Below are 21,792 nucleotides of genomic sequence, written 5' to 3'. Positions count from 1 at the left end.
CGATTTGTTTCATCGTAACAGATCGAGAGCAAGGTATGAACACACTGGATTATGGACTCTCTCCTGAACTCGTCGCATCTCTTCAAAACCATAAACCCCTTTGCTGGTTCAATCCCGCCTATCCCGGTAATTTGCCCGATGATGCACCGACGTCAGATGACGTAAAAGCAGCCGAGATTCGGCTGCACTCCAGTTCAGGCCTGCTTTCAGCACTATTCCCCGAGCTGGGAGAAAACGGTTGCATTACATCTCCTTTGAAGCCTGTGCCTCAACTTCAGAAGCGCCTCGCAGGGAGCGGTACTTGGCTGCTGAAGGCCGATCACGCGCTGCCAGTCGCTGGCTCAATCAAGGCACGCGGTGGATTCCATGAGGTTCTTGCTTATGCTCAGTCGCTTGCCAGCGATGCCGGAATATGTCGTGAGAATGACTTGAGCGTCCTGAAAAGCGCCGAGGCGCGAGCGCTATTCTCACAGCACGCGATTGCCGTAGGCAGTACCGGCAACCTTGGGCTGGCTATTGGAGTCATCGCAGCGGCATTGGGCTTCCGTACCGTCGTCCATATGTCCACCGACGCCAAGGAATGGAAGAAAGAGCGCCTGCGCCGACGGGGTGTCGAAGTCATCGAGCATGCTGGCGACTACGGTGCTGCGGTCGATGCCGGGCGTGCAACGGCCGATGCAGACCCCCATTGCCATTTCGTCGATGATGAGAACTCTCGTCTCCTTTTCCTTGGATATGCCGCCGCCGCCCGCGAGCTAGCTGCCCAGTTGGCAGAATTGAATCGCCCCGTGGACGCCGATCACCCGCTTTTTGTCTATCTGCCTTGCGGTGTGGGCGGAGCTCCTGGCGGTATCACATTCGGGCTGAAAGCTATTTTCGGCGCCCATGTGCACTGCTTCTTCGCCGAGCCGACCGCTTCGCCCTGCATGTTGCTCAGGCTGGCAGCTGGTCGTCGATTGCCAGTCTATGAAATTGGTCTCGATAACCGGACCGAAGCTGATGGCCTGGCAGTTGGTGATGCATCGCCTTTAGTTGCACCTCTGATGGCAGCACAACTATCCGGCGTGTTTACCGTAACGGACGACGATCTGTTCCGCGGCGTTGCGGCTCTCGCTGATACCGAATCGATTGCGGTGGAGCCATCCGCAGCCGCAGCTCTACCTGGTCCAGAGTGGATATGCAACAGCTCTGCCGGTCGAGAGTATTTGGTGCGCCATGGCTTGATGAACCGGCTCGACGATGCGACGCACGTCCTATGGAGCACAGGCGGGTCGCTTGTTCCTGCCAATGAGTACGACCGCTTCCTGGCACGAGGCCATAGTTTGCTCAGTTCGGCAAAGCAATAACGAGCGCACTCCAGCGTCTCGAAACAAACGATAAATTAGAGGAGATAAGATATGCAATCAAGTGATCAAGCGCTGCCTGCAAGCGATGCAGAGCAGCGGTTCGCCGATACCACCTATCGAAAGGTAGCGCTACGCTTCATTCCCTTCCTGATGCTGTGCTATGTGGTCGCTTATCTCGACCGCGTGAATATCGGGGTTGCCAAGCTCAATATGATGGCAGACCTGGGTTTCAGCGAAGCGGCCTACGGCTTGGGGGCGGGATTGTTCTTCATTGGATACATGGTATTCGAGGTCCCGAGCAACCTGATCATGCATCGTGTCGGCGCACGTTTCTGGATTGCTCGAATCATGATCTCCTGGGGAATTCTGTCCGGCATGATGGCCTACGTGACGGAGCCCTGGCAGTTTTATACCTTGAGATTTCTGCTGGGTATCGCGGAGGCTGGATTTTACCCGGGGGTGATTCTTTATCTCACCTACTGGTTCCCGAACCATCGACGCGGCAAGATGACGGCAATTTTCCAGGCTGGCATTCCAGTCGCCGGCATCATCGGCAATCCCTTGTCAGGATGGATCATGGCTAGCTTCGATGGCTTTTATGGACATCACGGCTGGCAATGGATGTTTTTGCTTGAAGCGCTGCCGACGCTGCCGCTTTTCATTGCCGTACTGCTTATCCTCGATAACAAGGTTGAGGATGCGCGTTGGCTGACACAGGAGGAACGCAATCTGATCAGAAGCGATCTCGATCGTGATAACGCCAAGCGTGACTCTGTGCCATTGGCAGCCGTCTTCCGCGATTGGCGAGTCTGGAGGATCATCATGATTACTTTTGCAGCGATGATGGGCCTGTACTCGCTGGGTTTTTACCTGCCCACACTGGTCAGGGAAGCGGGAGTCGCGGATACCGCAGCGGTCGGCTACTACAGCGCAATACCTTATCTGGTTGCCATTGTTGCGATGGTCGGCGTCGGCTGGAGCTCCGATAGGTTGCGTGAAAGGCGCTTGCACTTGGCCGGTGTCCTTGTCGTCGGAGCGACTGGCTTGATTGCCAGCACCTTTGCCGGAAACAATTTGGCATTTGCCCTCATCTCCCTATCTGTTGCTGCGGCAGGGATCATCAGTTTTTCTCCCATCATGTGGACCTTGCCTACCGCCTTCCTCGGAGGAGCCACGGCCGCTGCAGCCATCGGCCTGATTAACTCCCTGGCCAATTTGGGAGGATTCGTCAGCCCCTATCTCATCGGCTGGATACGCGAAACCACGCATAGCACTTCCCCGGCTCTTTATGTGATTGCAGCATGCATGCTAGGCGCAGCGGCACTGACGCTCAGCTTCAACCCCCGCCAAGTCAATCGCTAAGGAGAGGGAAAATGAGACTGCGCTTTGCTATTGCGGGCATTATTCACGAAACCAACACCTATGCTGTAGATAGCTTCGGGGAGACACAGCTAGCAGCTTTCGAGCGCTATGCCGGCGAGGATGTCATCTCGGCCTTCTCCGACACGAATCACCAGGTAGGTGGTTTTATCGCCGGCGCCGCTCGTCTTGGAATAGAGTTGGTGCCCGTCTTTCTAGGCCAGGCGACGCCCTCGGGAACCATTGCAGAGTCCGCCTACCTGACGATGAAACAGGCCATTATTGACGGGTTGCGCAGCGCCTTGCCGGTGGATGGTGTCCTGCTTGCTTTGCATGGGGCCGGAGTGGCGGCCGGTGTTGAGGACATCGAGGGGGACTTGGCCGCTGCTGTGCGTGCCGTGATGGGCTCGGACGTTCCGATCGCTGCGGCCTACGACCTTCATGGCAATTTGACACAGGAGATGGTGGCGAACTGCCAACTTACCTTGCCATGCCGCCTGTACCCACATACAGATTTCGGCGTCAGAGGTGAAGAGACTGTAGAGCTACTGGCTCGCATTGCCCACGGGGCATTGAAGCCGGTTACGGTAATGCGGCAATTGCCAATGCTGCCCTATATCGTGCCAACCGATCCCGGTTTTGTACCCGCAGCCGTCAACGATTTATGCTCACGTTTTGCCGCCTTGCCTGGCGTGATAGATTGTTCCTGGTTCCATGGTTTCCCATACGCGGATATTGCACGGCCTTTTCCATCGGTGGTTTGCACGACTGATGGCGACAGGGATCTGGCAGCACGTTGTGCCGACGAGGTTGCTGCATGGATTTGGAACCATCGCGACGAATTCCGTCCCAAAATGCTGACACCTGAAGAAGGCGTGGCTCGTGCGTTGGCCGCGCCTTCTGGCCCGGTGGTGATCAATGAATATGCCGACAATCCAGGTGGCGGCACCCCAGGGGACGGCACATTCTTGCTTCGGGCTTTGCTTGCCGCTGCGCCGCCTCCCGGCACGTGCTGCTTTGCTTCAATCAATGACGCTGAAACTGTTGGGCAGGCCGTATCAGCCGGTGTCGGCTCAAGGATAAAGGTTCGTCTCGGAGGCAAGCTCGGACCGTTGCAAGGGCAGCCTATAGAAGCAGAGGCTGACGTTCGCGCGATTACGGATGGCCGTTTCTACAATAGACCCGGTTCGATGTTTTCCGGAGTGCACTTTGATCTAGGCACCATGTGCCGGTTAACGATTGGTGGCGTGGATGTGGTGCTTGCCTCCCGTGCTGAACAGATTTATGACATCGAGCCATTCCAGATGCACGGCATCGACGCGCTCGCCCGCAAGGTGATCGCACTTAAAGGAGCCAACCATTTCCGCGCGGCGTTCAATCCGCTGGCAGCTCAGATCATTACTGTAGATAGCCTCGGGCTGAGCTCAGCCGACATTCTTTCCTTTCCGCGTCGACAATTGGCCGAAGCCGCGTGGCCAATCGAGGAAAATATCGAATATTAGCCGCCCTTGCCAACAATCTGTGCTTCCATGATGTACGCACGTAGGCTGCACCTTCTGAGAACAACACTGGTTGTTTCGATGAAATTGCAGCCTTCTTGCCATACCGTGGGGCATCACCAGCTCTGCCGACATCGGTCCTGACGAACTCAAAACGGGGCACAGGCTGATCCCAGGAGCGAAGGTCAGCCTGTAAAGCCGGCTGCAACGCTTTCTCGCCAGTTCAGCCAAAGAAAGCAGGACACCGGCGCGGTAGAAGCCTTGTGCCCAACCAAGCCAGACGATTCACAAACGATAGATCACGTGTCTACGACGCTGAATTTCCCCTGTCGATACCCTCCCCCACGTAGCCGGCGGCGGGGCCTGCGAAGTGCCGGCCGAGCTGGCAAATTTGTTGGCCGATGCCGGGCTCGCGGCCGATGTGCTGATGAAGACACGAACGGTGGGGAGCGACACGACCTCATTGTCGTTGGATGTCATGCTGCGCGACAAGGACGCGGAAGGCCGCGACATCGACCAGCAGCTCACGCACGCGATCGCGAAGAAATGACGAGCATCCACACCCGGTCATCAAGGTCACGTAGCTCAAGATTGTTGCGGTCCGAATGGCATAACTGGGGCAATATTTGCGACAAATGGCACACCCGTGCGACAATGTTCCACCGAAGCCAAGCGATGAGATTCCCATGTCTGAACGCATCAATGCCCGCCTGTCCCGGCCATTGGCCGAGTTCGTGAGTCGCATGGTCGGCGACACCGGCCTGTACGAAACCCCCAGCGAATACGTCCGCGACCTGATCCGCCGCGACATGGAGCGGCGCGAAGGCCAGTTTGTGCAAGACGCCATCCTCGCCGGCTACCGCGATCTGGCTGCTGGCCGCGTGTTCGAGTCGAGCGGCGATTTCAAGACCGACATGGCCTTGCTCGACCAGAAGGAAGCCAGCGGCTGGTGACGAAGCCTGCTGCCCGCTTCTTCCTGACGCGTCGGGCTGCCCTCGACCTGCGTTCGATCCATGCCCGCTCGCGCCGCGAATGGGGCAACGATGTGGCTGACCGCTACGTCTCTGACCTGTATGCGGCGATGAAAGACACGGCGGCAAACCCGGAGACGGGTCGCTTGCGCCAGTATCGTTCAGCACCTTTCCTGATGACTCCGGCGCAGCGCCATTTCCTCATCTACGACGTCATCCCGCAAGGCATTGCAGTGCTGACCCTGCAACACCAAGCGCGCGATATCGAAGCCCTGATCACTGAGCTGACGCCCGCATTCCTCGCTGAAATCGAAAGCTTGAAGCGCAAGTCGTAACGGGCTGCCGCGGATTGCGCTGTTTCGACCTTGCACACCCGCTGCGTGACTATTCGATCGAGAAAGACGGAATCGCATCGGCATCCGTCCGCCACCGTTCATTCAGAGCCCAACCCTTGTCGGTCGGGCTTTTTTCTGCCCGCGGCGCCAGTGTTGGCTACATTGGAAGACGAAATTCGTGGGGCAGCGCTCTCACGTTCCCGTGTTGGCAACCGCAAGAAAAGCCGGCCGCTCGCCGCCGCCGTGCAGCAGCAGGTTGGTGCCGGCGAAATACGCGGCCATCGGCGAGGCGGCGTACAGGCAGGCGTCGGCGATGTCCTGCGGCGTGGCCATGCGGCCGGCCGGGATGGTGGCGCCAACAGCGGCGATGCCGGCTTCGTCGCCGTAGTGCAGGTGGGATTGCTCGGTCTGCACCAGGCCGGGGCTGATGGCGAGCACGCGCACCCGGGGCGCCCACTCCACCGCCAGCGAGGACGCGAGCGACAGCACACCGGCCTTAGCTGCGCCGTAGGCGGCGGTGCCGGGCGACGGGCGCGAGGCGGCGACGCTGCCGATGAAGACGATGACGCCGCCTTCGGCCTGCTGCTGCATCAGTGCGTTGGCCTGCTGGGCGACGTTGAGCGGCGCGATCAGGTTGAGGCGGATGATGCCCTCGTGGAAGCGCGGCGAGGCTTTGTCGGCCAGCGCGAAAGGCGCACCGCCGGCATTGTTGATCACCACGTCCAGCCGGCCGAAACGCTCGCGAATCGCAGCGAACAGGTTTTGCAGGGATTCGACGTCGCGCACGTCGGCGGCGAAGAATTCGGCCGCCCTGCCCTCGGCTTCGGGCAGCGCCTCGGGCGCATTACGGCCGCACACCGCCACCACCGCGCCCGCCGCCAGGAAAACCCGGGCGATGCCGGCGCCGATGCCCTTGGTGCCGCCGGTGACCAGCACGACCTTGCCACGGTAGTCCAGAGCCTGTGTGTTCATGCGCGTTTCTCCGCCTTGGTTTGGATGCCTGCGAGTCTAGGTTCGCCCCTTTTACCCATCGTCGTCTGAACGGACGATGAGCGGCTTGCGCGGCGGGCGGAATAATCGCCCTGTCCCCGATCCCGCCCGGAGCGGTGCTGCCGCCGAGCGGCCACCGCCCCGCAGACCCGCATGGAGCCCCGATGAGCACCGATGCCACACCGCCGTCACCGTCCCCTTCGCTGCTGCTCGAACGCCTGGACGGCGGCGTCGCGCTGCTGCGCCTGAATCGCCCCGAAGCCACCAACGCGCTGTCGCTCGAATTGCAGGCGCTGCTGTCGCAGCGTTTCACCGAGCTGGCGGCGGACGACGGCGTGCGCTGCATCGTGCTGACCGGCGGCGACAAGGTCTTCGCTGCCGGCGGCGACATCACCAGCATGGCCGGCGCCGGCCCGATCGAGATCACCCGGCGCCACACCGAGCGCGTGTGGGGTCCGATCCAGCACTGCCCCAAGCCGGTCGTCGCCGCGGTGTGCGGCTATGCCTACGGCGGCGGCTGCGAGCTGGCGATGCTGGCCGACATCATCGTCGCCGGCGAAGGCGCGCGCTTCTGCCAGCCCGAAATCCGCATCGGCATCATGCCCGGCATCGGCGGCACCCAGCGCCTGGTGCGCGCCGTCGGCAAGGCCAAGGCGATGCGCATGGCGCTGACCGGCAAGCCGATCAGCGCGCACGAAGCCTGGACGGCCGGCCTGGTCAGCGACCTGGTGCCCGATGAACAGGTGATCCCGACCGCGATCGAGCTGGCGCGCACCATCGCCGCGATGCCGCCGCTGGCCGCCGAGCAGATCAAGGAATGCATCCTGCTGGGCATGGACGCGCCGCTCGAAGCCGCACTGGCGATGGAACGCCGCGCCAACGCCCTGCTGTTCGCCTCGCGCGACCAGAAGGAAGGCATGGCGGCGTTCATCGAGAAGCGGCCACCGAAGTTCGAAGGACGCTGAGCTTCTTCCCGCAGTTTTCCACCCGGTTCCCCAATCTCGAAGGAAGATGAACGCGATGTCCGACTCTCCCCTCTTCAGACTGGATGGCTGCGTCGCCATCGTCACCGGCGCCGGCCGCGGCATGGGTCGCGGCGTGGCCGAAACGCTGGCCCGCCAGGGCGCCACCGTGGCGATCAACGACTACTTCGCCGAACGCGCCGAAGCGGCCGCTGCCGAACTGCGCGCAGCCGGGCTGAAGGTACTGGCCGCGCCGGCCGACGTCACCGACTATGACGCCGTGCAGAAAATGGTCGCGGCGGTGCGCGAGCAGGCCGGCATCGTGGACATCTACGTCTCCAATGCCGGCGTGCCGACCAGCGGCATGGGCTACGGCAAGTTCCTGGAGTCGCGGCCCGAGGACTGGCAGCGCTTCGTCGAGCTGAACATGTACGGCCTGATGAACGGCTGCCACGCCGTGCTGCCGGGCATGATCGAGAAGAAATGGGGCCGCGTGGTGGCGATCACTTCCGAGTCCTGGCGCGCGGCGGTGCCGATGGGTATTGCCGCCTATGCGGCATCGAAGGCCGGCGTGGTCGGCTTCGTGCGCCAACTCGCCGCCGAGGTGGGGCGCAAGGGCGTGAATGTGAATGCCTTGTCGCTGGGCACGATGAACAACTGGGAAGGCTCGGAGGAGCTGGCACGCAAGAACTGCATCGTGCCGCGCGCCGGTTCGCCGGCGGACGTCGGCGCCGGCGTGGCCTGGCTGGCCTCGCGCGAGGCCGAGTGGGTGACCGGACAGGTGGTGCCGCTGAACGGCGGCGGCATCACCGCCTGATCCGGCCCCCTCTGGTTCAGCACGCACACGGTGCTCGCCGGGTAGTAAATGTAGGGAATGCAGCACTTGCAGCTCGACGCCGCGGTTTCGCCGCGGCAGACCTGACAACCCTGCTCGGTTGGGGTTCAGCAGTCAAAACCTGTGGCAGATGTGGGTTTTCTACCTTGCTTGACCCAATTCGCAGATTCTCCAGGCAGTGTCTGGAGAATCTGCTAGGCGTGGGAATCTCCAGACGGCGTCTGGACCGTTACCCGCTGGCTCGCACCTTCCATGAAGCGAAAGAGTTCCGCTACGGCTGGTCGGTGCGGCAACTCGATCATCAGATCAACAGCCAGTTCTACGAGCGCATCGCCCTGTCCCGAAACAAGGCAGCCGTGTTGCAGAAAACTGAGGTAGCAGAACCCGGCGACACCATCACGCCCGAGCAGGCTATCAAGGCCCCCTTCGTCCTGGAGTTTCTCAATCCCAAGGACAAATACTCCAAGCTCCCAGCCCCCAAGGCAGGATGACGATCTTCGTGCCTCACCAAGCGCCAGGAAGCTGCATGAAAGCAGCCACCCGCTCTATTGGGCCTTCCGCCCGCTTATGCCGACTCAGCTTTTGACAGCCGATCCTGTTCCCTTCCAAACTGGTCACATGACTAGGCTGATTGAGGAGATCAATCATGCGTACATGGCAGGAGCAAGATGCGAAAGTGCGATTCAGCGAGTTCTTGGACGCTTGCCTGTCCAAGGGGCCGCAAATGGTGACCAGGCGCGGTACGGAAACCGCCGTACTGGTCCCCGTGCAGGAATGGTTGAGGCTGCAGGCCGCTGCGCGCCCGACGCTGAAGCAGTTGCTGCTGTCCGACCAGGCCCGCGCCGAAATGCTTGTCCCGCCTCGCGGACGAGCCAGGCGGCGCCCGGTCGAAGCCTTGCGGTGACGAGCATGTACCTGCTGGACACCAATGTCGTCTCTGAGCTGCGCAAACCCAAGCCCCATGGAGGCGTGGTGGCGTCGCTGCGGTCCGTAGCTGATACGCACCTGTTTCTGTGCTGCGGACTTCAAGACGCTGGGCATTGAGGTTTTCGATCCGTTTGCGAAGACGAATACTCCCGGCAGTCCCTGAAACTCGATCCGGCCGCTCAGCCCGCCGCCCTCACCCGGTTCAGCGCCGGATCGTTCGGCGGGTTCAGCACGCACATGGTGCCGGCCGGGTGGTAGATGTAGGGAATGCAGCGGTTGCAGTTGGTACAGCCCGACACCGCGGTTTCGCCGCGGCGGAACTTGTCGATCAGCTTCGGATCGTGGATCAGCGGCCGCGCCATCACCAACGCGTCGAAGCCTTCGGCCACCGCCTGCTCGGCGTTGGCCAGTGAACGCGCACCGCCGAGGTAGCCCAGCGGCACATCCACCGCGGCGCGGATGCGGCGCGAATATTCGAGGAAGTACATCTCGCGGAAGCTGACCTTGGGCGTGCCGAACTGCGCGGCCTTCATCATCAAGCCGGTCAGCCAGCTGCCCTTGAGCACCTTCTTCATTTCGTCCATGTCGAAGTTGCTGCCGAACATGAACCAGCCCGATTCGATGTTGCGCCCGCCGGACAGCACCAGCAGGTCGGCGCCGGCCTGTTGCAGCAGGCGTGCGGTGACGATGGCGTCGTCCACCGTGGCGCCGCCGGGCACGCCGTCGGCGACGTTGATCTTGGCCAGCACCGCCATGCGCTGGCCGACCTTCTCCTTGACCCGCCGCAGCACTTCGGCCGGAAAGCGCGCGCGGTTCTCCGCGCTGCCGCCGTATTCGTCGCGGCGCTTGTTGGAGAGCGGCGAGATGAACTGGTTGAGCAGGTAGCCGTGGCCCATGTGGATCTCGACCGCGTCGAAACCCGCCTGGGCACAGAGCTCGGCGGCGGCGACGAACTGGCCGATGACGAGGTCCATGTCGGCGCGCGTCATCGCCCGCTGGCGCAGGTTGCCGCGCATGAAGCCGGCCTTGTTGAAGCCGCCGCTGGCGCTCATGGTCGGGCCTTCGACCTTCACCGAGGTGACGAAAGAGCCGCCGTGGGTGAGCTGGTAGGAAATGGCGCCGCCTTCGGCATGCACGGCGTCGGCCAGCGCCTTCAGGTCGGGCAGGATTTCCGCGCGCATCCACACCTGGTTGGGCAAGGTACGGCCGACCTTGGCGACCGCGCCATAGGCCACGGTGGTCAGGCCGACGCCGCCGGCAGCCATGCTGCGGTGGTGTTCGAGCAGCGCCCTGGTCGGCGCGCTGTCGAGCACCATGCCCTCGTTGGCGCCGGCGCGGATGAAGCGGTTGCGCAGCGTGATCGGCCCCAGCCTGAACGGGCTGAACAGCGTGTCGCGATCCGGGTTCCGGTTCATGTGCACCTCGCTGGCGTGGGCGGGACTGGCAGGGGGCGCGACGGCTTCACGCAGGAACACGCAGTTGCGCCCGCAACTCGTTCTTGTCGACCTTGTTCGACGCATTGACCGGCAGCGCGTCGAAGAAGCGCACCAGGCGCGGCACCTTGTAGTTGGCCATGCGCTCGCGCGACCAGGCGATCAGGCCGGCTTCGTCCAGCGTCTGGCCGGGGCGCGGCACCACGCAGGCGCAGCCCACTTCGCCCATGCGCTCGTCGGGCACGCCGATCACCGCCACCTGGGCGATCGCGGGGTGCTCGGTCAGGGCGGCTTCGATCTCGGCCGGATAGCAGTTGAAGCCGCCGACGATGAACATGTCCTTGAGGCGGCCGGTGATTCGCAGGTAGCCGCGCGCGTCCAGCGTGCCGACGTCGCCGGTGTGCAGCCAGCCCTCGGCATCGATGGTTTCGGCGGTGGCCTTGTCGTCCTGGAAATAACCCTGCATGACGTGGAAGCCGCGCAGGCAGATCTCGCCCGTCTCGCCGGCGGCCAGCGGCCGGTTGTCGGCATCGACGATGCGCAGCTCGGTGCCGGGAATGGCATGGCCGCTGGTCAGGGCGACGGTTTCGGCGTCGTCGTCGGCCTCGCAGCAGCTCGCCAGCCCGCCGCATTCGGTCAGGCCGTAGGCGGTGAGCACGACGTCGAAGCCCAGTTCGCGGCGCATGCGCTCGATCAGCACCGGCGGGATCGTCGAGGCGCCGGTGACGGCCACGCGCAGGCTGGACAGATCGGTCTGCGCCAGCCCGGGATGAGCCAGCATCGACAGGTAGAGCGTCGGCGGCCCCGGCAGCACGCTGATGCGGTCGGCCTCGATGCGGCGGAACACCGCCTCGGCGTCGAACACCGGATGCGGCAGCACGGTGGCGCCGGCGATCAGGCAGGTGACCCAGCCGGCCTTGTAGCCGAAGGTGTGGAAGAAGGGATTGACGATCAGGTAGCGGTCGCCGGCGCGGATGCCGGCGATCTGCACGTAGGCGATGAAGGCCTGGATGACCTGGTGGTGGGCGCTCATCACGCCCTTGGGGCGACCGGTGGTGCCGGAGGTGAACATCAGGTCCGAGATGTCGCCGGGCCGAACGGCCTCGGCACGCGCGCGGGCCCGGGCTTCGTCGATGCCTGCGCCGCTGGCCAGGAAAGTCGCCCAGTCGGTATCCGCGTGCGGCCCGGCCTCGCCGATGGCGACGATTTTCTCCAGCGTCGGCGGCCGGCAGCCGGCCAGCATCGCCGGGTAGTCGGTGTCGAGGAAGCGGTCGACGACGAACAGGACACGGCTGCCGCTGCGGCCGATGATGTCGGCGGCCTCGGCGCCTTTCATGCGGGTATTGATCGGCACCATCGCCGCGCCGGCGCAGTGGATGCCGAGTGCGGCGATGATCCATTCGGCGCGGTTGGGCGCCCAGATCGCGACCCGGTCGCCGGCTTCGATGCCGTGAGCGATCAAGGCGCGGCTGACGGCGAACACGCGGGCCGGCAGGCCGGCATAGTCGATGCGGGTGTCGCCGTCCTCGATGAAGATGCGTTCGCCGTGGCGGGCCGCGGCTTCGAGGACGAGCGCGGGCAGGCTGCGGGCGAGCGGCGGAACGAAGGCTTCGGTCATGGGACGCCGCGCCTCAGATGCTCATGACGAACTGGCCGCTGTCGACGCGCAGCTCGATGCCATTGACCGCGCGCGAGCCGTCCTCGGCGAGGAACAGGATCGCGGCGGCGACGTCGGCCGGCAGGCAGGCGCGGTTCATCGGGTCGGCATCGATGGTGAAGCGCGCCGGGTCCACGCCTTGCGGATAGCTGCCGGCGGTCATCGGCGTCATGATGCCGTCGGGATGGATGGAGTTGCAGCGGATGCGATACTTGGCCCGGCGGCAATGCGCGGCGACCGCGCGCGTGAGGCCGGAGATCGCGGCCTTGGAGGCGCCGTAGGCGGCATAGTCGTCGCGGCCGGCGATGCCGGCAATCGACGAGATGTTGATGATCGAACCGCCGCCGTCCTTCATCAGCGCCACGCCGGCCTTGCAGCCGAGGAAGACGCTGTCGGCGTTGATCCGCATCAGGCGCTGCCAGTCGTCCAGCGTGGCATCCTCGATCGAGCCCTTGAGCAGGATGCCGGCGTTGTTCACCAGGATGTCGAGGCGGCCGAAGCGCTCGCGCACGGTCGCGGCCACCATGTCCCAGTCGGCGGCCGAGGCCGCGTCCTGGCGGATGAAACACGCCTTGCCGCCCAGTTCCGCCGCCAGCGCCTCGCCGGCCTCGACGTTGAGGTCGGTCAGCACCACCTGCGCGCCTTCGCGCACGAAAGCCTCCACCGTGGCGCGGCCCACGCCGCTTGCGCCGCCGGTGACCAGCGCGATCCTGCCTTCGATTCGTCCTGCCATGCCTGTCTCCTGATGAAGCGTCACGCCTGCGCGGCGATGTGATTGGCGGCGATGTAGCCGAAAGTCATTGCCGGGCCGAGCGTGGCGCCGGCGCCCGGATAGGCCGTGCCCATCACCGAGGCCGAGGTGTTGCCGATCGCGTAGAGCCCGTCGATCGGCGAGCCGTCGGCGCGCACGACGCGGGCCTGGGCGTCGGTCAGCAGCCCGCCCTTGGTGCCGATGTCGCCCGCATCCATGCGCATGGCGTAGAACGGGCCTTTCTCGATCGGCGCCAGGCAGGGGTTGGGCTTGACGTTGACGTCGCCGTAGTAGCGGTCGAAGACGCTGTCGCCGCGGCCGAACTCGGCATCCTTGCCCCTGCGGGCGTACTCGTTCATCTTCGCCACGGTGTCGGCCAGGCCGGCGGGATCGACGCCGATCTGGCGGGCCAGCGCGTCGAGGGTGTCGGCCTTCCAGTACACCGTGCCCAGCCACTCCTTGCGCAGCCGGCCGTCGGGCATGATCTGCGCCGGCATCAGCGGCCCCATCGCGTAGTTGAAGCGGAAGCCGGCATCGAAGATGCACCATGCCGGCACGTTCCTGCCGCCGGTGGCGGCGTTGTCGCGGTACATGGCATCGCCGAATTCGAGATAGCCCTGGGCCTCGTTGCAGAAGCGCCGGCCCAGGCCATTGACCACGATCGCGCCCGGAAAGGCGCGCTCGGCGAATACGCCGCGCGGCTTCTCCTCGCCGGTCACGGCGATGGTCGGCGCCCACCATGCCCAGTCGAGCAGGTCGGTGGCGGCGCCCGCCGCCAGGCCGGCTTCGAGCGCGGCGCCGGTGTTGTTGCCGGGCGGCGTCGCGCTCCAGCGCGCCTGGGTCGGCTGCGGCAGGTATTTTTCGCGCAGCGCCTGGTTCTGCTCGAAGCCGCCGGCGCCGAGGATCACGCCCCGGCGCGCGATGAGCGTCATCGGCAAACCGTCGCGCTCGACCCGCACGCCGGTGACGCGGCCGTCCTCGATCACCAGCTCGCGGAAATCGGTCTTCAGCCACAGCGGCACCTTGCGATCCATCAGCGAGGCGCGCAGCGAGCACACCAGTGCGCTGCCGAGCGCAGCGCGGCGGTCGTACTTGGTCTTCTTGCGCCATTTGAAGTCGAGCTTGTAGCGCAGCATCAGGCCGAGCACTTTCAGCCGCCAGCCGCGCTCGCGCGCCATCGCGACGTGGGCGTCGCGCGCCGTCCACGAGATGCGCCCCATCAGCAGCGTGGCCGGCGAAGGGCGGCGCAGATGCTGGAGTTCGTCGCCGAGCACGCTGGTGTCGAACAGCTCGGGGTCGAGCGAGCGCCCGCCCGGCAGCGCGCCCGGCAGGTGCTGGTAGTAGTCGGGATATTTTTCCGCCACCGCGTAGCGCACGCGGGATTTGATCTCGAGGTAGCGGATCATCTCCGGCGCCTGGGCGAGATAGGCGCGCACCTTGGTTTCGTCGGCCTTGCCGCCGCCGGCGGCGAGGATGTAGCGCAGCGCCTCGTCCTGGCTGTCGTGGCCGCCCTTGGCGGCGAAATGGTGGTTGTTCGGGATCCAGATGCCGCCGCCGGAGATCGCCGAGGTGCCGCCGAACTTGTCGCTCTTCTCGATCACCAGCACCGACAAGCCCTTGTCGGCGGCGACGACCGCCGAGGTCATCGCGCCCGCACCCGAGCCGACGACGATGACATCCCAATCCGTCCGAGACCGATCCTGCTCGCTCACGCTCCACCCCAGTTGCTGTTGCAATGTCGCCGATGTTGGCGGCAGTCCCGGCCGCGCTCATCGTCAATGCGGACTATGGTGCAACCATCGTTCAATCGGAGGATGCGGCGACATGCCGGGGTCTCGATGATCGGGCGGACAGCGCGTGCCGCAGGAACGACGCACGCCGGACACAGACAAAGGAGACTCGGCATGACCCAGGACACGACACCGGCCCACGGCCCCGCCCGCCCCTGCCGCATCGAGGACGTGCCGCGCTGGGACATCGATACCGACGTCGCCGTGATCGGCATGGGCGCGGCCGGCAGTTGCGCGGCGATCGAGGCACGGCTTGCCGGTGCCCGCGTGCGGGTGTTCGAAGTCGCCTCCGCGCCGGGCGGCAGCGCGGCGCTGTCGGGCGGCGAGATCTACGCCGGCGGCAGCGGCGGCACCAGCGTGCAGCGCGCGCACGGCTTCGAGGACAGCACCGAGGATCTCTACACCTACCTGATGATGGCCGGCGGCCCGGGCGCCGATACCGGGCGCGTACGCCTGTACGCCGAAGGCGCGGCGGCGCATTTCGACTGGCTGGAAGCGCAGGGCGTGCCGTTCAAGGGCAGCTACCTGCCGGGCAAATGGATCGAGCCGACGACCGACGACACCTTGCTGTGGTCGGGCAGCGAAGCCGCCTGGCCGTTCAGCGCCAGGGCCAGGCCGGCGCCGCGCGGCCATACCGCGCAGTTCGAGGGCTGGGGCGGCGGCAAGGTGCTGATGGAAAAGCTGTGTGCGCGCGCCGAGGCGCTCGGCGCCACGCTCCACTGCAACAGCCGGGCGCTGAGCCTGATCGTCGACCGCAACGGCAGTGTGGCCGGCGTGGTGGTGCGCATCGACGGCGAGGAAAAATACGTACGTGCGCACAAGGGCGTGATCCTGTGCGCCGGCGGCTTCATCGTGAACCGCGACATGGTGGCGCGCTACGCGCCGGGCGCGCTGGCCTGCACCCAGCCCGTCTCCGGCGGCAACGACGACGGCTCGGGCATCCGCATGGGCATCAGTGTTGGCGGCGCGACCATCCACATGGACCAGTTCTTCGCCACCATCCCCTTCTTCCCGCCCGAATCGCTGGTGAAAGGCATCTTCGTCAACGCGCGCGGCGAGCGCTTCATCAACGAGGATGCCTACCACGGCCGCGTCGGCCATTACGTGCTGCGCCAGCCGGAAGGCAAGGCCTGGCTGCTGGTGGACAACGAGACTTTCGGCCGCCCGGTGATCGAGCCGGACATCCCGATCGCCGCCGTGGGCGAAAGCTGGGAGGAGATCGAACAGGAGCTCGGCCTGCCGGCGGGCGCGCTGATGCATACCGTGGAGACCTTCAACCGCAACGCCGCCGAAGGACGGGATCCGCTGTTCCACAAGGCGACCGACTGGCTGCGCCCGCTCACCGCCGCGCCCTTCGCCGCGCTCAGCTACTGCGCCGGCGAACTGAACGCGCATGCTTTCACGATGGGCGGGCTGCACACCCGTCCGAGCGGCGAAGTGCTGGACGCCGACGGCAGGCCGATCGCCGGCCTCTACGCCGCCGGCCGCTGCGCCTGCGGCCTGCCGCGCTGGGGCGAAGGCTACAGCTCGGGCATGTCGCTTGGCGACTCGACCTTCTTCGGCCGCCAGGCCGGCATGACCGCCGCCCGGCGCTGACCGGACGCCCATACGGAAATACCGCGTCCGCCCTCTCCGGGCGGCGCGGCATTGTCGCCTTCGACAGCGCAGCGCTCAGGGCGTGACCTGCGCCTCCATCATCGCCAGGAACTGGTCGGAATACGGCGGCAGCAGCCCCCATTCGCGGCGCGGATCGTAGGCCGGCGCCTTGAACACCGTGCGCGCGTGGCTGAATTCGAGGAAGCCTTCGCGGCCGTGGTAATGGCCCATGCCGGAATCGCCGATGCCGCCGAAAGGCGCGTCCTCCATCGCCGCGTGGAACATCGCTTCGTTGATCGTCACGCCGCCCGACAGCGTGTGCTCCAGCACCTTCTGCTGCTCGGCCTCGGCCTCGCCGAAGTAGTACAGCGCCAGCGGCCGCGGCCGGGTATTGATGTCGGCGATCACGTCGTCGATGGCGTCGTAGGCTTTGACGACGACGGCCGGGCCGAAGATTTCCTCGTGCATGATCGCGCTGTCCGCCGGCGGGTCGATGACGATGCTCAATGGCCGGCGGCGGTCTGCCCCGCCGGCTGCCGCCGGTGCCGGCGCGCATTCGACGCGGGCGCCTGCACGGGCGGCGTCGCCGACACAGGTTTCGACGCGCGCCAGATGGCGGGCGTTGACCACCGCCACCATGTCCGCGTTGCCCGCCACGCTCGGAAACAGTTCGCCGAAGTTGCGCTTGAGCGCGGCGATGAAATCCTCGAGCTGCTCGCGGGCGACGTAGACCACGTCCGGTTGACGCAGAGCTGTCCGGCATTGGTGGCCTTGGCGACGGCGATGCGGAAGGCCGCGGTGGCGAGGTCGGCGCTGCGGGCGACGATGGTCGGCGACTTGCCGCCGAGTTCCAGCGTCACCGGCACCAGGTTCTGCGCGGCGTTGCGCATCACCGCCCTGCCCACCTGGGTGCTGCCGGTGAACACGATGTGGTCGAAAGGCTGGGCGGTGAAGGCTTCGCCCATCTCCGGCCCGCCGGTGACGATGCCGACCTCGAGCGGATCGAACAGCTCGGCCACGGCCTCGGCCACCACCTGGGCGGTGCGCGGCACGACTTCGGAAGGCTTCAGGATCGCCCGGTTGCCCGCGGCCAGCGCGCTCGCCAGCGGGCTGAACAGCGTGAACAGCGGCGCGTTCCAGGTGCCGATGATGCCCACCGTGCCCTTGGGCTGGTACATCACCCAGGCCTGGGCGCCGAGCTGGTCGTAGGGCGGAAAGGCCGTGCGCGGTTCGCTCGCCATCCACGGCTCGAAATGGTCGCGGGCGTACTTCAGCGAGGTCAGCGAACCGAGCACATCGTTCATCAGCGAATAGCCCTTGGGGCGGCCGCCGAAGTCGGCATCCATCGCTTCGGCCAGCGGCTTGTGGTGCTTCACCAGCAGGTCGATCGCGGTCTGGATGCGGCGCCTGCGCTCGGCGGCGCTCACGGCGCCGGCGGCGGCAAAGGCCTGGCGCTGTTGCTGGAGCAGGCCGGCGAGGCCCGCGGCGGTGGTGATGATTTCTTTCGTCACGGTTATCGCTCCGGTTGGGAAAGCGTACGCATACGCCAGGCCGCGACCTTAACCCGCGGCCCCGCCGTTCGCGTAGTCCGATCGGACGAGCGGGACCGGCGGACGGCATGCGAAACGGTAGTCCGTTGGGACGATGACCCTGCCCAGGGCGGATTCCATACTCGGCTCCACCTCCCCTTCCGCCCCTTCGAGACACGACATGACGACGCACAAGGGCTTCGACCCGCAGGCATTCCGCGCCGCGCTCGGCACCTTCACCACCGGGGTCACCATCATCACCACCCGGGCCCAGGATGGCGAACTGGTCGGCATCACCGCCAACAGCTTCAACTCGGTATCGCTGAACCCGCCGCTGGTGCTGTGGAGCCTGGCGAAGAACGCGCGCAGTCTGCAGGCCTTCTCCACCACCACGCACTGGAACGTGCATGTGCTGGCCGCCGACCAGGAAGCCTTGTCCGGCCGTTTCGCCCGCCAGGGCGAGGACAAGTTCGCCGGGCTCGAACTGGACGAGGGCATCGGCAAGGCGCCACTGCTGCAGGACTGCACGGCGCGCTTCCAGTGCCGCACCGCCTTCAGCTACGACGGTGGCGACCACATCATCTTCGTCGGCGAAGTGCTGGCCTACGACCATGGCGACCGTCCCCCGCTGGTGTTCCAGAGCGGCCAGTACGCGCTGGCCGCCCGCCGGCCGCGCGAGGAAGTGCGCCTGGGCGCGACGCCGCCGCCCGAATGCAGCTACACCGAAGACCTGCTCGGCTACCTGCTGGGCCGCGCGCATTACCAGATGCTGCATGCGCTGCGGCAGTTGCTCGACACCCAGGCGCTGGACGAGCGTTCCTTCTTCATCCTGTCGGTGCTGTCGATCCGCGACCGTTTGACGCTGGACGAACTGAACGCCTTCATCGCCTATACCGGCATGCTGGCGACCGCCGATTCGATGGCCGCGCTGGAAGGACAGCGCCTGGTCGCGCTCGAGGACGACGGCGAAGAGGCCCGCTACGTGCTCACCGCCGACGGCCGCGAAGCCTCGCTGCGCCAGATCGCGCTGGCGAAGGCGGTCGAGGAAGACATCGCCGCCAGGCTCGGCACCGGCGACACCATGGCGCTGAAGCTGCTGCTGAAGCGCCTGATCGCCAGCAGCGATCCGGGCATGCCCGATCTCTGGTCGCCGCGCTGATCTCCGCCATTCCTTCCCAACGGCAGCACGACACAGGAAAGCCCATGTCCCTCATCGAACGTTTTCGCCTGGACAATCAGGTCGCCATCGTCACCGGCGGCGGCCGCGGCATCGGCCGCGCGATCGCCCTGGCCTATGCCGAAGCCGGCGCCGACGTAGTCTGTGCCGCGCGCACGCTGGCCGACGTCGAGGCCGTCGCGGCAGAAATCCGCGCCCTCGGCCGCCGCGCGCTGGCGGTGCAGTGCGACGTCACCGACCTGGCGCAACTGGCGAAGCTGGTCGACGCCGCGGTGGCGGCCTTCGGCCGCATCACCCACCTGGTGAACAACGCCGGCGGCTCCGGGCCCAACGACCCGCTGAAGATGTCCGCCGACAAGTTCGAGCATGTGTTCCGCTTCAACGTCACCTCGGCCTACGAACTCACCCGCCTGTGCGTACCGCACATGCGCGCGGCCGGCGGCGGCAACGTGCTCAACATCACCTCGGGCGCCGCCCGCTACGCCCAGCCGCACTTCAGCGCCTACGGCACCGCCAAGGCCGCGCTGAGCCAGCTCACCCGCCTGCTGGCGCAGGATTTCGCCCCCGAGGTGCGTATCAATGCGATCGCGCCGGGGCCGATCATGACCGCCGCGCTGGATCGCGCGCTGCCGGCCAACATGCGCGAGGGCATGATCCGCAACACGCCGCTGCAACGCCTCGGCGAAGTCGAGGACATCGCCGCCGCCGCGCTCTATCTCGCCTCGCCGGCCGCCGCCTGGGTCACCGGCAAGATCATCGAAGTCGATGGCGGCGCCGAATCCAGCGTATGGCCGGGCTGACGGAGGCGGACATGGACGACACCCTGATCCGCCGCCTCGGTGACGAACTCTACGACGCACTGCGCCAGCGCCGCACGCTGGTACCGCTGACCGAGCGTCATCCGGACATCGGCATCGACGACGCCTACCGGATCTCGCTGCACATGCTGGTCCGCCGCGAAGCCGACGGCGAGAAAGTCGTCGGCAAGAAGATCGGCGTCACCAGCAAGCCGGTGCAGGACATGCTGAACGTGCATCAGCCCGACTTCGGCTTCCTGACCGACGCGATGCAGCACGCCGACGGCGCGACGATTCCGCTCGCCGCCACCGGGCTGATCCAGCCGCGCGCCGAAGGCGAGATCGCCTTCATGCTGAAGTCCGACCTGCAAGGCCCCGGCGTGAGCCGCGACGACGTGCTGGCCGCGACCGCCTGGGTCGCGCCCTGCTTCGAGATCGTCGATTCGCGCATCCACGACTGGAAGATCCGCATCCAGGACACCGTGGCCGACAACGCTTCCTGCGGCGTGTTCGTGATCGGCGAGCAGCACACCGACCCCGCCGGGCTGGACCTGGCGGCGGTGCGCATGCGCATGACGCGCAACGGCGAGCCGGCCGGCGAAGGCCTGGGTTCGGCGGTGCAGGGCCATCCGGCCGAGGCCGTGGCCTGGCTGGCCAACACCCTGGGCCGCTTCGGCATTCCGTTCCGCGCCGGCGAGCTGATCCTGTCCGGCTCGCTGGCACCGCTGGTGCCCGCCCGCGCGGGCGACCGTTTCGACATGGAAATCGAAGGGCTCGGCCGCTGCTCGGTCGCGTTCAGCTGATTTCGACCGCTTGCAGGCGCGCGGCGGCAGCTTCCCCTCCCTCCTCCGCCGCTGCGTGCCCTGCAATCCTGTGCTTCCGGAGAACGAATTTCATGAGCAACAAGATCAAATGCGCGCTGATCGGCCCGGGCAACATCGGCACCGATCTGCTGTACAAACTCAAGCGCAGCCCGGTGCTGGAACCGGTGTGGATGGTGGGCATCGACGCCAGCTCCGAAGGCCTGGCGCGGGCCCGCGAACTGGGCCTCAAGACCACGTCGGACGGCGTCGACGGCCTGCTGCCGCATGTGCTGGCCGACGGCGTGCAGATCGCCTTCGATGCCACCTCGGCCTACGTCCATGCCGAGAACAGCCGCAAGCTCAACGAGCTGGGCGTGCTGATGATCGACCTCACCCCGGCGGCGATCGGCCCCTTCTGCGTGCCGCCGGTCAACCTGGCCGAGCACGTCGGCAAAGGCGAAATGAACGTCAACATGGTCACCTGCGGCGGCCAGGCGACGATCCCGATGGTCGCCGCAGTGTCGCGCGTGCAGCCCGTGGCCTACGGCGAGATCGTCGCCACCGTGTCATCGAAATCCGCCGGCCCCGGCACGAGGAAGAACATCGACGAATTCACCCGCACCACCGCCGGCGCAGTCGAGAAGGTGGGCGGCGCGAAGCAGGGCAAGGCCATCATCATCCTGAACCCGGCCGAACCACCGCTGATCATGCGCGACACCGTGCACTGCCTGACCGAGACCGAACCCGACCAGGCCGCGATCACCGCCTCGATCCACGCCATGATCGCCGAAGTGCAGCAATACGTGCCCGGCTACCGCCTGGTCAATGGCCCGGTGTTTGAGACAACACCCAGCGGCAACCGCGTGTCGGTCTTCCTCGAAGTCGAAGGCCTGGGCGACTACCTGCCCCGGTACGCCGGCAACCTGGACATCATGACCGCGGCCGGTGCCCGCACCGCCGAGATGTTCGCCGAGGAGATCCTCGCCGGGCGCCTGAAACTCGAATCGAACCGCGCAACGATGGTGGCCTGAACGG

21 protein-coding genes and 1 pseudogene are annotated in these 21,792 nt (G+C 65.7%); 15 read left to right on the top strand and 7 right to left on the bottom strand.

Annotation, left to right across the window (positions count from 1 at the left end; all coding sequences use genetic code 11):
- Positions 1–35 precede the first annotated feature (35 nt).
- The 6 genes from AAFL97_RS03905 (at position 36) to AAFL97_RS03880 (ending at position 5,510) form a co-directional block, all read left to right on the top strand.
- A complete protein-coding gene (locus AAFL97_RS03905) occupies positions 36–1,346 on the top strand; it encodes a D-serine ammonia-lyase (RefSeq protein ID WP_341643800.1) in 1,311 nt (436 codons plus the stop codon).
- Between the two features lie 51 nt (positions 1,347–1,397).
- A complete protein-coding gene (locus AAFL97_RS03900) occupies positions 1,398–2,708 on the top strand; it encodes an MFS transporter (RefSeq protein ID WP_341643799.1) in 1,311 nt (436 codons plus the stop codon).
- 11 nt (positions 2,709–2,719) lie between these two features.
- Positions 2,720–4,207, top strand: coding sequence for a M81 family metallopeptidase (locus tag AAFL97_RS03895; protein WP_341643798.1), 1,488 nt, complete (start codon positions 2,720–2,722; stop codon positions 4,205–4,207).
- 367 nt (positions 4,208–4,574) lie between these two features.
- Positions 4,575–4,754 carry a hypothetical protein gene (locus AAFL97_RS03890; protein ID WP_341643797.1) on the top strand — a complete coding sequence of 60 codons (180 nt, stop codon included), beginning with the start codon at positions 4,575–4,577 and terminating at the stop codon, positions 4,752–4,754.
- Between the two features lie 136 nt (positions 4,755–4,890).
- Positions 4,891–5,157 (top strand): ribbon-helix-helix domain-containing protein, encoded by a 267-nt coding sequence (locus AAFL97_RS03885; RefSeq protein WP_341643796.1) that lies wholly within the window; start codon positions 4,891–4,893, stop codon positions 5,155–5,157.
- On the top strand, positions 5,154–5,510 hold the full coding sequence (locus tag AAFL97_RS03880) for a type II toxin-antitoxin system RelE/ParE family toxin (protein WP_341643795.1): 357 nt from the start codon (positions 5,154–5,156) through the stop codon (positions 5,508–5,510). Before AAFL97_RS03885 ends, AAFL97_RS03880 begins: the two co-directional genes overlap by 4 nt.
- 192 nt (positions 5,511–5,702) lie before the next feature.
- Here AAFL97_RS03880 and AAFL97_RS03875 read toward each other — a convergent pair whose 3' ends face one another.
- Entirely contained in the window at positions 5,703–6,482 is a 780-nt protein-coding gene (locus AAFL97_RS03875) for an SDR family oxidoreductase (protein WP_341643794.1), read from the bottom strand.
- A gap of 182 nt (positions 6,483–6,664) precedes the next feature.
- Here AAFL97_RS03875 and AAFL97_RS03870 point away from each other — a divergent pair, with 182 nt between their 5' ends.
- The 4 genes from AAFL97_RS03870 to AAFL97_RS03855 all read left to right on the top strand — a co-directional run bounded on the left by AAFL97_RS03870 (position 6,665) and on the right by AAFL97_RS03855 (position 9,201).
- Positions 6,665–7,465, top strand: coding sequence for an enoyl-CoA hydratase (locus tag AAFL97_RS03870; RefSeq protein ID WP_341643793.1), 801 nt, complete (start codon positions 6,665–6,667; stop codon positions 7,463–7,465).
- Between the two features lie 55 nt (positions 7,466–7,520).
- The gene (locus AAFL97_RS03865) at positions 7,521–8,279 is read left to right on the top strand and encodes an SDR family NAD(P)-dependent oxidoreductase (RefSeq protein ID WP_341643792.1); all 759 of its coding nucleotides are present in this window, start codon (positions 7,521–7,523) and stop codon (positions 8,277–8,279) included.
- A 218-nt stretch (positions 8,280–8,497) separates the two neighbouring features.
- Positions 8,498–8,788 carry a hypothetical protein gene (locus AAFL97_RS03860; RefSeq protein ID WP_341643791.1) on the top strand — a complete coding sequence of 97 codons (291 nt, stop codon included), beginning with the start codon at positions 8,498–8,500 and terminating at the stop codon, positions 8,786–8,788.
- 155 nt (positions 8,789–8,943) lie between these two features.
- Positions 8,944–9,201, top strand: a complete 258-nt coding sequence (locus AAFL97_RS03855) for a type II toxin-antitoxin system Phd/YefM family antitoxin (RefSeq protein ID WP_341643790.1) — start codon at positions 8,944–8,946, stop codon at positions 9,199–9,201.
- 202 nt (positions 9,202–9,403) lie between these two features.
- Here AAFL97_RS03855 and AAFL97_RS03850 read toward each other — a convergent pair whose 3' ends face one another.
- Genes AAFL97_RS03850 through AAFL97_RS03835 form a run of 4 tightly spaced genes read right to left on the bottom strand, consistent with a single transcriptional unit; the run spans position 9,404 to position 14,777 of the window.
- On the bottom strand, positions 9,404–10,639 hold the full coding sequence (locus tag AAFL97_RS03850) for an NADH:flavin oxidoreductase (protein ID WP_341643789.1): 1,236 nt from the start codon (positions 10,637–10,639) through the stop codon (positions 9,404–9,406).
- Positions 10,640–10,685: 46 nt separating this feature from the next.
- Positions 10,686–12,275, bottom strand: coding sequence for a FadD3 family acyl-CoA ligase (locus AAFL97_RS03845; protein WP_341643788.1), 1,590 nt, complete (start codon positions 12,273–12,275; stop codon positions 10,686–10,688).
- A 13-nt stretch (positions 12,276–12,288) separates the two neighbouring features.
- A complete protein-coding gene (locus tag AAFL97_RS03840; RefSeq protein WP_341643787.1) occupies positions 12,289–13,047 on the bottom strand; it encodes an SDR family oxidoreductase in 759 nt (252 codons plus the stop codon).
- Positions 13,048–13,067: 20 nt separating this feature from the next.
- Positions 13,068–14,777, bottom strand: a complete 1,710-nt coding sequence (locus AAFL97_RS03835; RefSeq protein WP_341643786.1) for an FAD-binding protein — start codon at positions 14,775–14,777, stop codon at positions 13,068–13,070.
- Positions 14,778–14,969: 192 nt separating this feature from the next.
- Between AAFL97_RS03835 and AAFL97_RS03830 the strand changes: the two genes are divergently transcribed.
- Positions 14,970–16,451, top strand: a complete 1,482-nt coding sequence (locus AAFL97_RS03830; protein WP_341643785.1) for an FAD-dependent oxidoreductase — start codon at positions 14,970–14,972, stop codon at positions 16,449–16,451.
- Between the two features lie 75 nt (positions 16,452–16,526).
- Here the strand turns inward: AAFL97_RS03830 and AAFL97_RS03825 are convergent, their stop codons facing one another.
- The gene (locus AAFL97_RS03825) at positions 16,527–17,186 is read right to left on the bottom strand and encodes an aldehyde dehydrogenase family protein (RefSeq protein ID WP_341643784.1); all 660 of its coding nucleotides are present in this window, start codon (positions 17,184–17,186) and stop codon (positions 16,527–16,529) included.
- A gap of 65 nt (positions 17,187–17,251) precedes the next feature.
- Positions 17,252–17,878: pseudogene (locus AAFL97_RS03820) on the bottom strand (aldehyde dehydrogenase family protein); the annotation flags it as partial.
- Positions 17,879–18,161: 283 nt separating this feature from the next.
- On the opposite strand from AAFL97_RS03820, the gene AAFL97_RS03815 reads away from it, so the two are divergent.
- The 4 genes from AAFL97_RS03815 (at position 18,162) to AAFL97_RS03800 (ending at position 21,788) form a co-directional block, all read left to right on the top strand.
- Positions 18,162–19,139: a flavin reductase family protein gene (locus AAFL97_RS03815; RefSeq protein ID WP_341643783.1), complete on the top strand. Its 978-nt coding sequence runs from the start codon at positions 18,162–18,164 to the stop codon at positions 19,137–19,139.
- A gap of 44 nt (positions 19,140–19,183) precedes the next feature.
- Positions 19,184–19,957, top strand: a complete 774-nt coding sequence (locus tag AAFL97_RS03810) for a glucose 1-dehydrogenase (protein WP_341643782.1) — start codon at positions 19,184–19,186, stop codon at positions 19,955–19,957.
- A gap of 11 nt (positions 19,958–19,968) precedes the next feature.
- Positions 19,969–20,757, top strand: a complete 789-nt coding sequence (locus AAFL97_RS03805; RefSeq protein ID WP_341643781.1) for a fumarylacetoacetate hydrolase family protein — start codon at positions 19,969–19,971, stop codon at positions 20,755–20,757.
- Between the two features lie 92 nt (positions 20,758–20,849).
- Positions 20,850–21,788, top strand: a complete 939-nt coding sequence (locus tag AAFL97_RS03800) for an acetaldehyde dehydrogenase (acetylating) (RefSeq protein WP_341643780.1) — start codon at positions 20,850–20,852, stop codon at positions 21,786–21,788.
- The last annotated feature ends 4 nt before the right edge of the window (positions 21,789–21,792 follow it).

This window comes from Thauera sp. SDU_THAU2, assembly GCF_038260575.1.
GTDB lineage: Bacteria > Pseudomonadota > Gammaproteobacteria > Burkholderiales > Rhodocyclaceae > Thauera.
Note: the sequence above shows the minus strand (reverse complement) of the source record. Positions and strands in the feature narration are given on the sequence as shown.

What these genes read in the sequence shown, in the direction of transcription:
- AAFL97_RS03800 (WP_341643780.1), top strand. Translation starts at nt 20,850, where the DNA reads ATGAGCAACAAGATCAAATGCGCGCTGATCGGCCCGGGCAACATCGGC.
- AAFL97_RS03810 (WP_341643782.1), top strand. Translation starts at nt 19,184, where the DNA reads ATGTCCCTCATCGAACGTTTTCGCCTGGACAATCAGGTCGCCATCGTC.
- AAFL97_RS03840 (WP_341643787.1), bottom strand. Translation starts at nt 13,047, where the DNA reads ATGGCAGGACGAATCGAAGGCAGGATCGCGCTGGTCACCGGCGGCGCA.
- AAFL97_RS03905 (WP_341643800.1), top strand. Translation starts at nt 36, where the DNA reads ATGAACACACTGGATTATGGACTCTCTCCTGAACTCGTCGCATCTCTT.
- AAFL97_RS03875 (WP_341643794.1), bottom strand. Translation starts at nt 6,482, where the DNA reads ATGAACACACAGGCTCTGGACTACCGTGGCAAGGTCGTGCTGGTCACC.
- AAFL97_RS03855 (WP_341643790.1), top strand. Translation starts at nt 8,944, where the DNA reads ATGCGTACATGGCAGGAGCAAGATGCGAAAGTGCGATTCAGCGAGTTC.
- AAFL97_RS03845 (WP_341643788.1), bottom strand. Translation starts at nt 12,275, where the DNA reads ATGACCGAAGCCTTCGTTCCGCCGCTCGCCCGCAGCCTGCCCGCGCTC.
- AAFL97_RS03865 (WP_341643792.1), top strand. Translation starts at nt 7,521, where the DNA reads ATGTCCGACTCTCCCCTCTTCAGACTGGATGGCTGCGTCGCCATCGTC.
- AAFL97_RS03815 (WP_341643783.1), top strand. Translation starts at nt 18,162, where the DNA reads ATGACGACGCACAAGGGCTTCGACCCGCAGGCATTCCGCGCCGCGCTC.
- AAFL97_RS03895 (WP_341643798.1), top strand. Translation starts at nt 2,720, where the DNA reads ATGAGACTGCGCTTTGCTATTGCGGGCATTATTCACGAAACCAACACC.
- AAFL97_RS03885 (WP_341643796.1), top strand. Translation starts at nt 4,891, where the DNA reads ATGTCTGAACGCATCAATGCCCGCCTGTCCCGGCCATTGGCCGAGTTC.
- AAFL97_RS03870 (WP_341643793.1), top strand. Translation starts at nt 6,665, where the DNA reads ATGAGCACCGATGCCACACCGCCGTCACCGTCCCCTTCGCTGCTGCTC.
- AAFL97_RS03900 (WP_341643799.1), top strand. Translation starts at nt 1,398, where the DNA reads ATGCAATCAAGTGATCAAGCGCTGCCTGCAAGCGATGCAGAGCAGCGG.
- AAFL97_RS03805 (WP_341643781.1), top strand. Translation starts at nt 19,969, where the DNA reads ATGGACGACACCCTGATCCGCCGCCTCGGTGACGAACTCTACGACGCA.
- AAFL97_RS03830 (WP_341643785.1), top strand. Translation starts at nt 14,970, where the DNA reads ATGACCCAGGACACGACACCGGCCCACGGCCCCGCCCGCCCCTGCCGC.
- AAFL97_RS03850 (WP_341643789.1), bottom strand. Translation starts at nt 10,639, where the DNA reads ATGAACCGGAACCCGGATCGCGACACGCTGTTCAGCCCGTTCAGGCTG.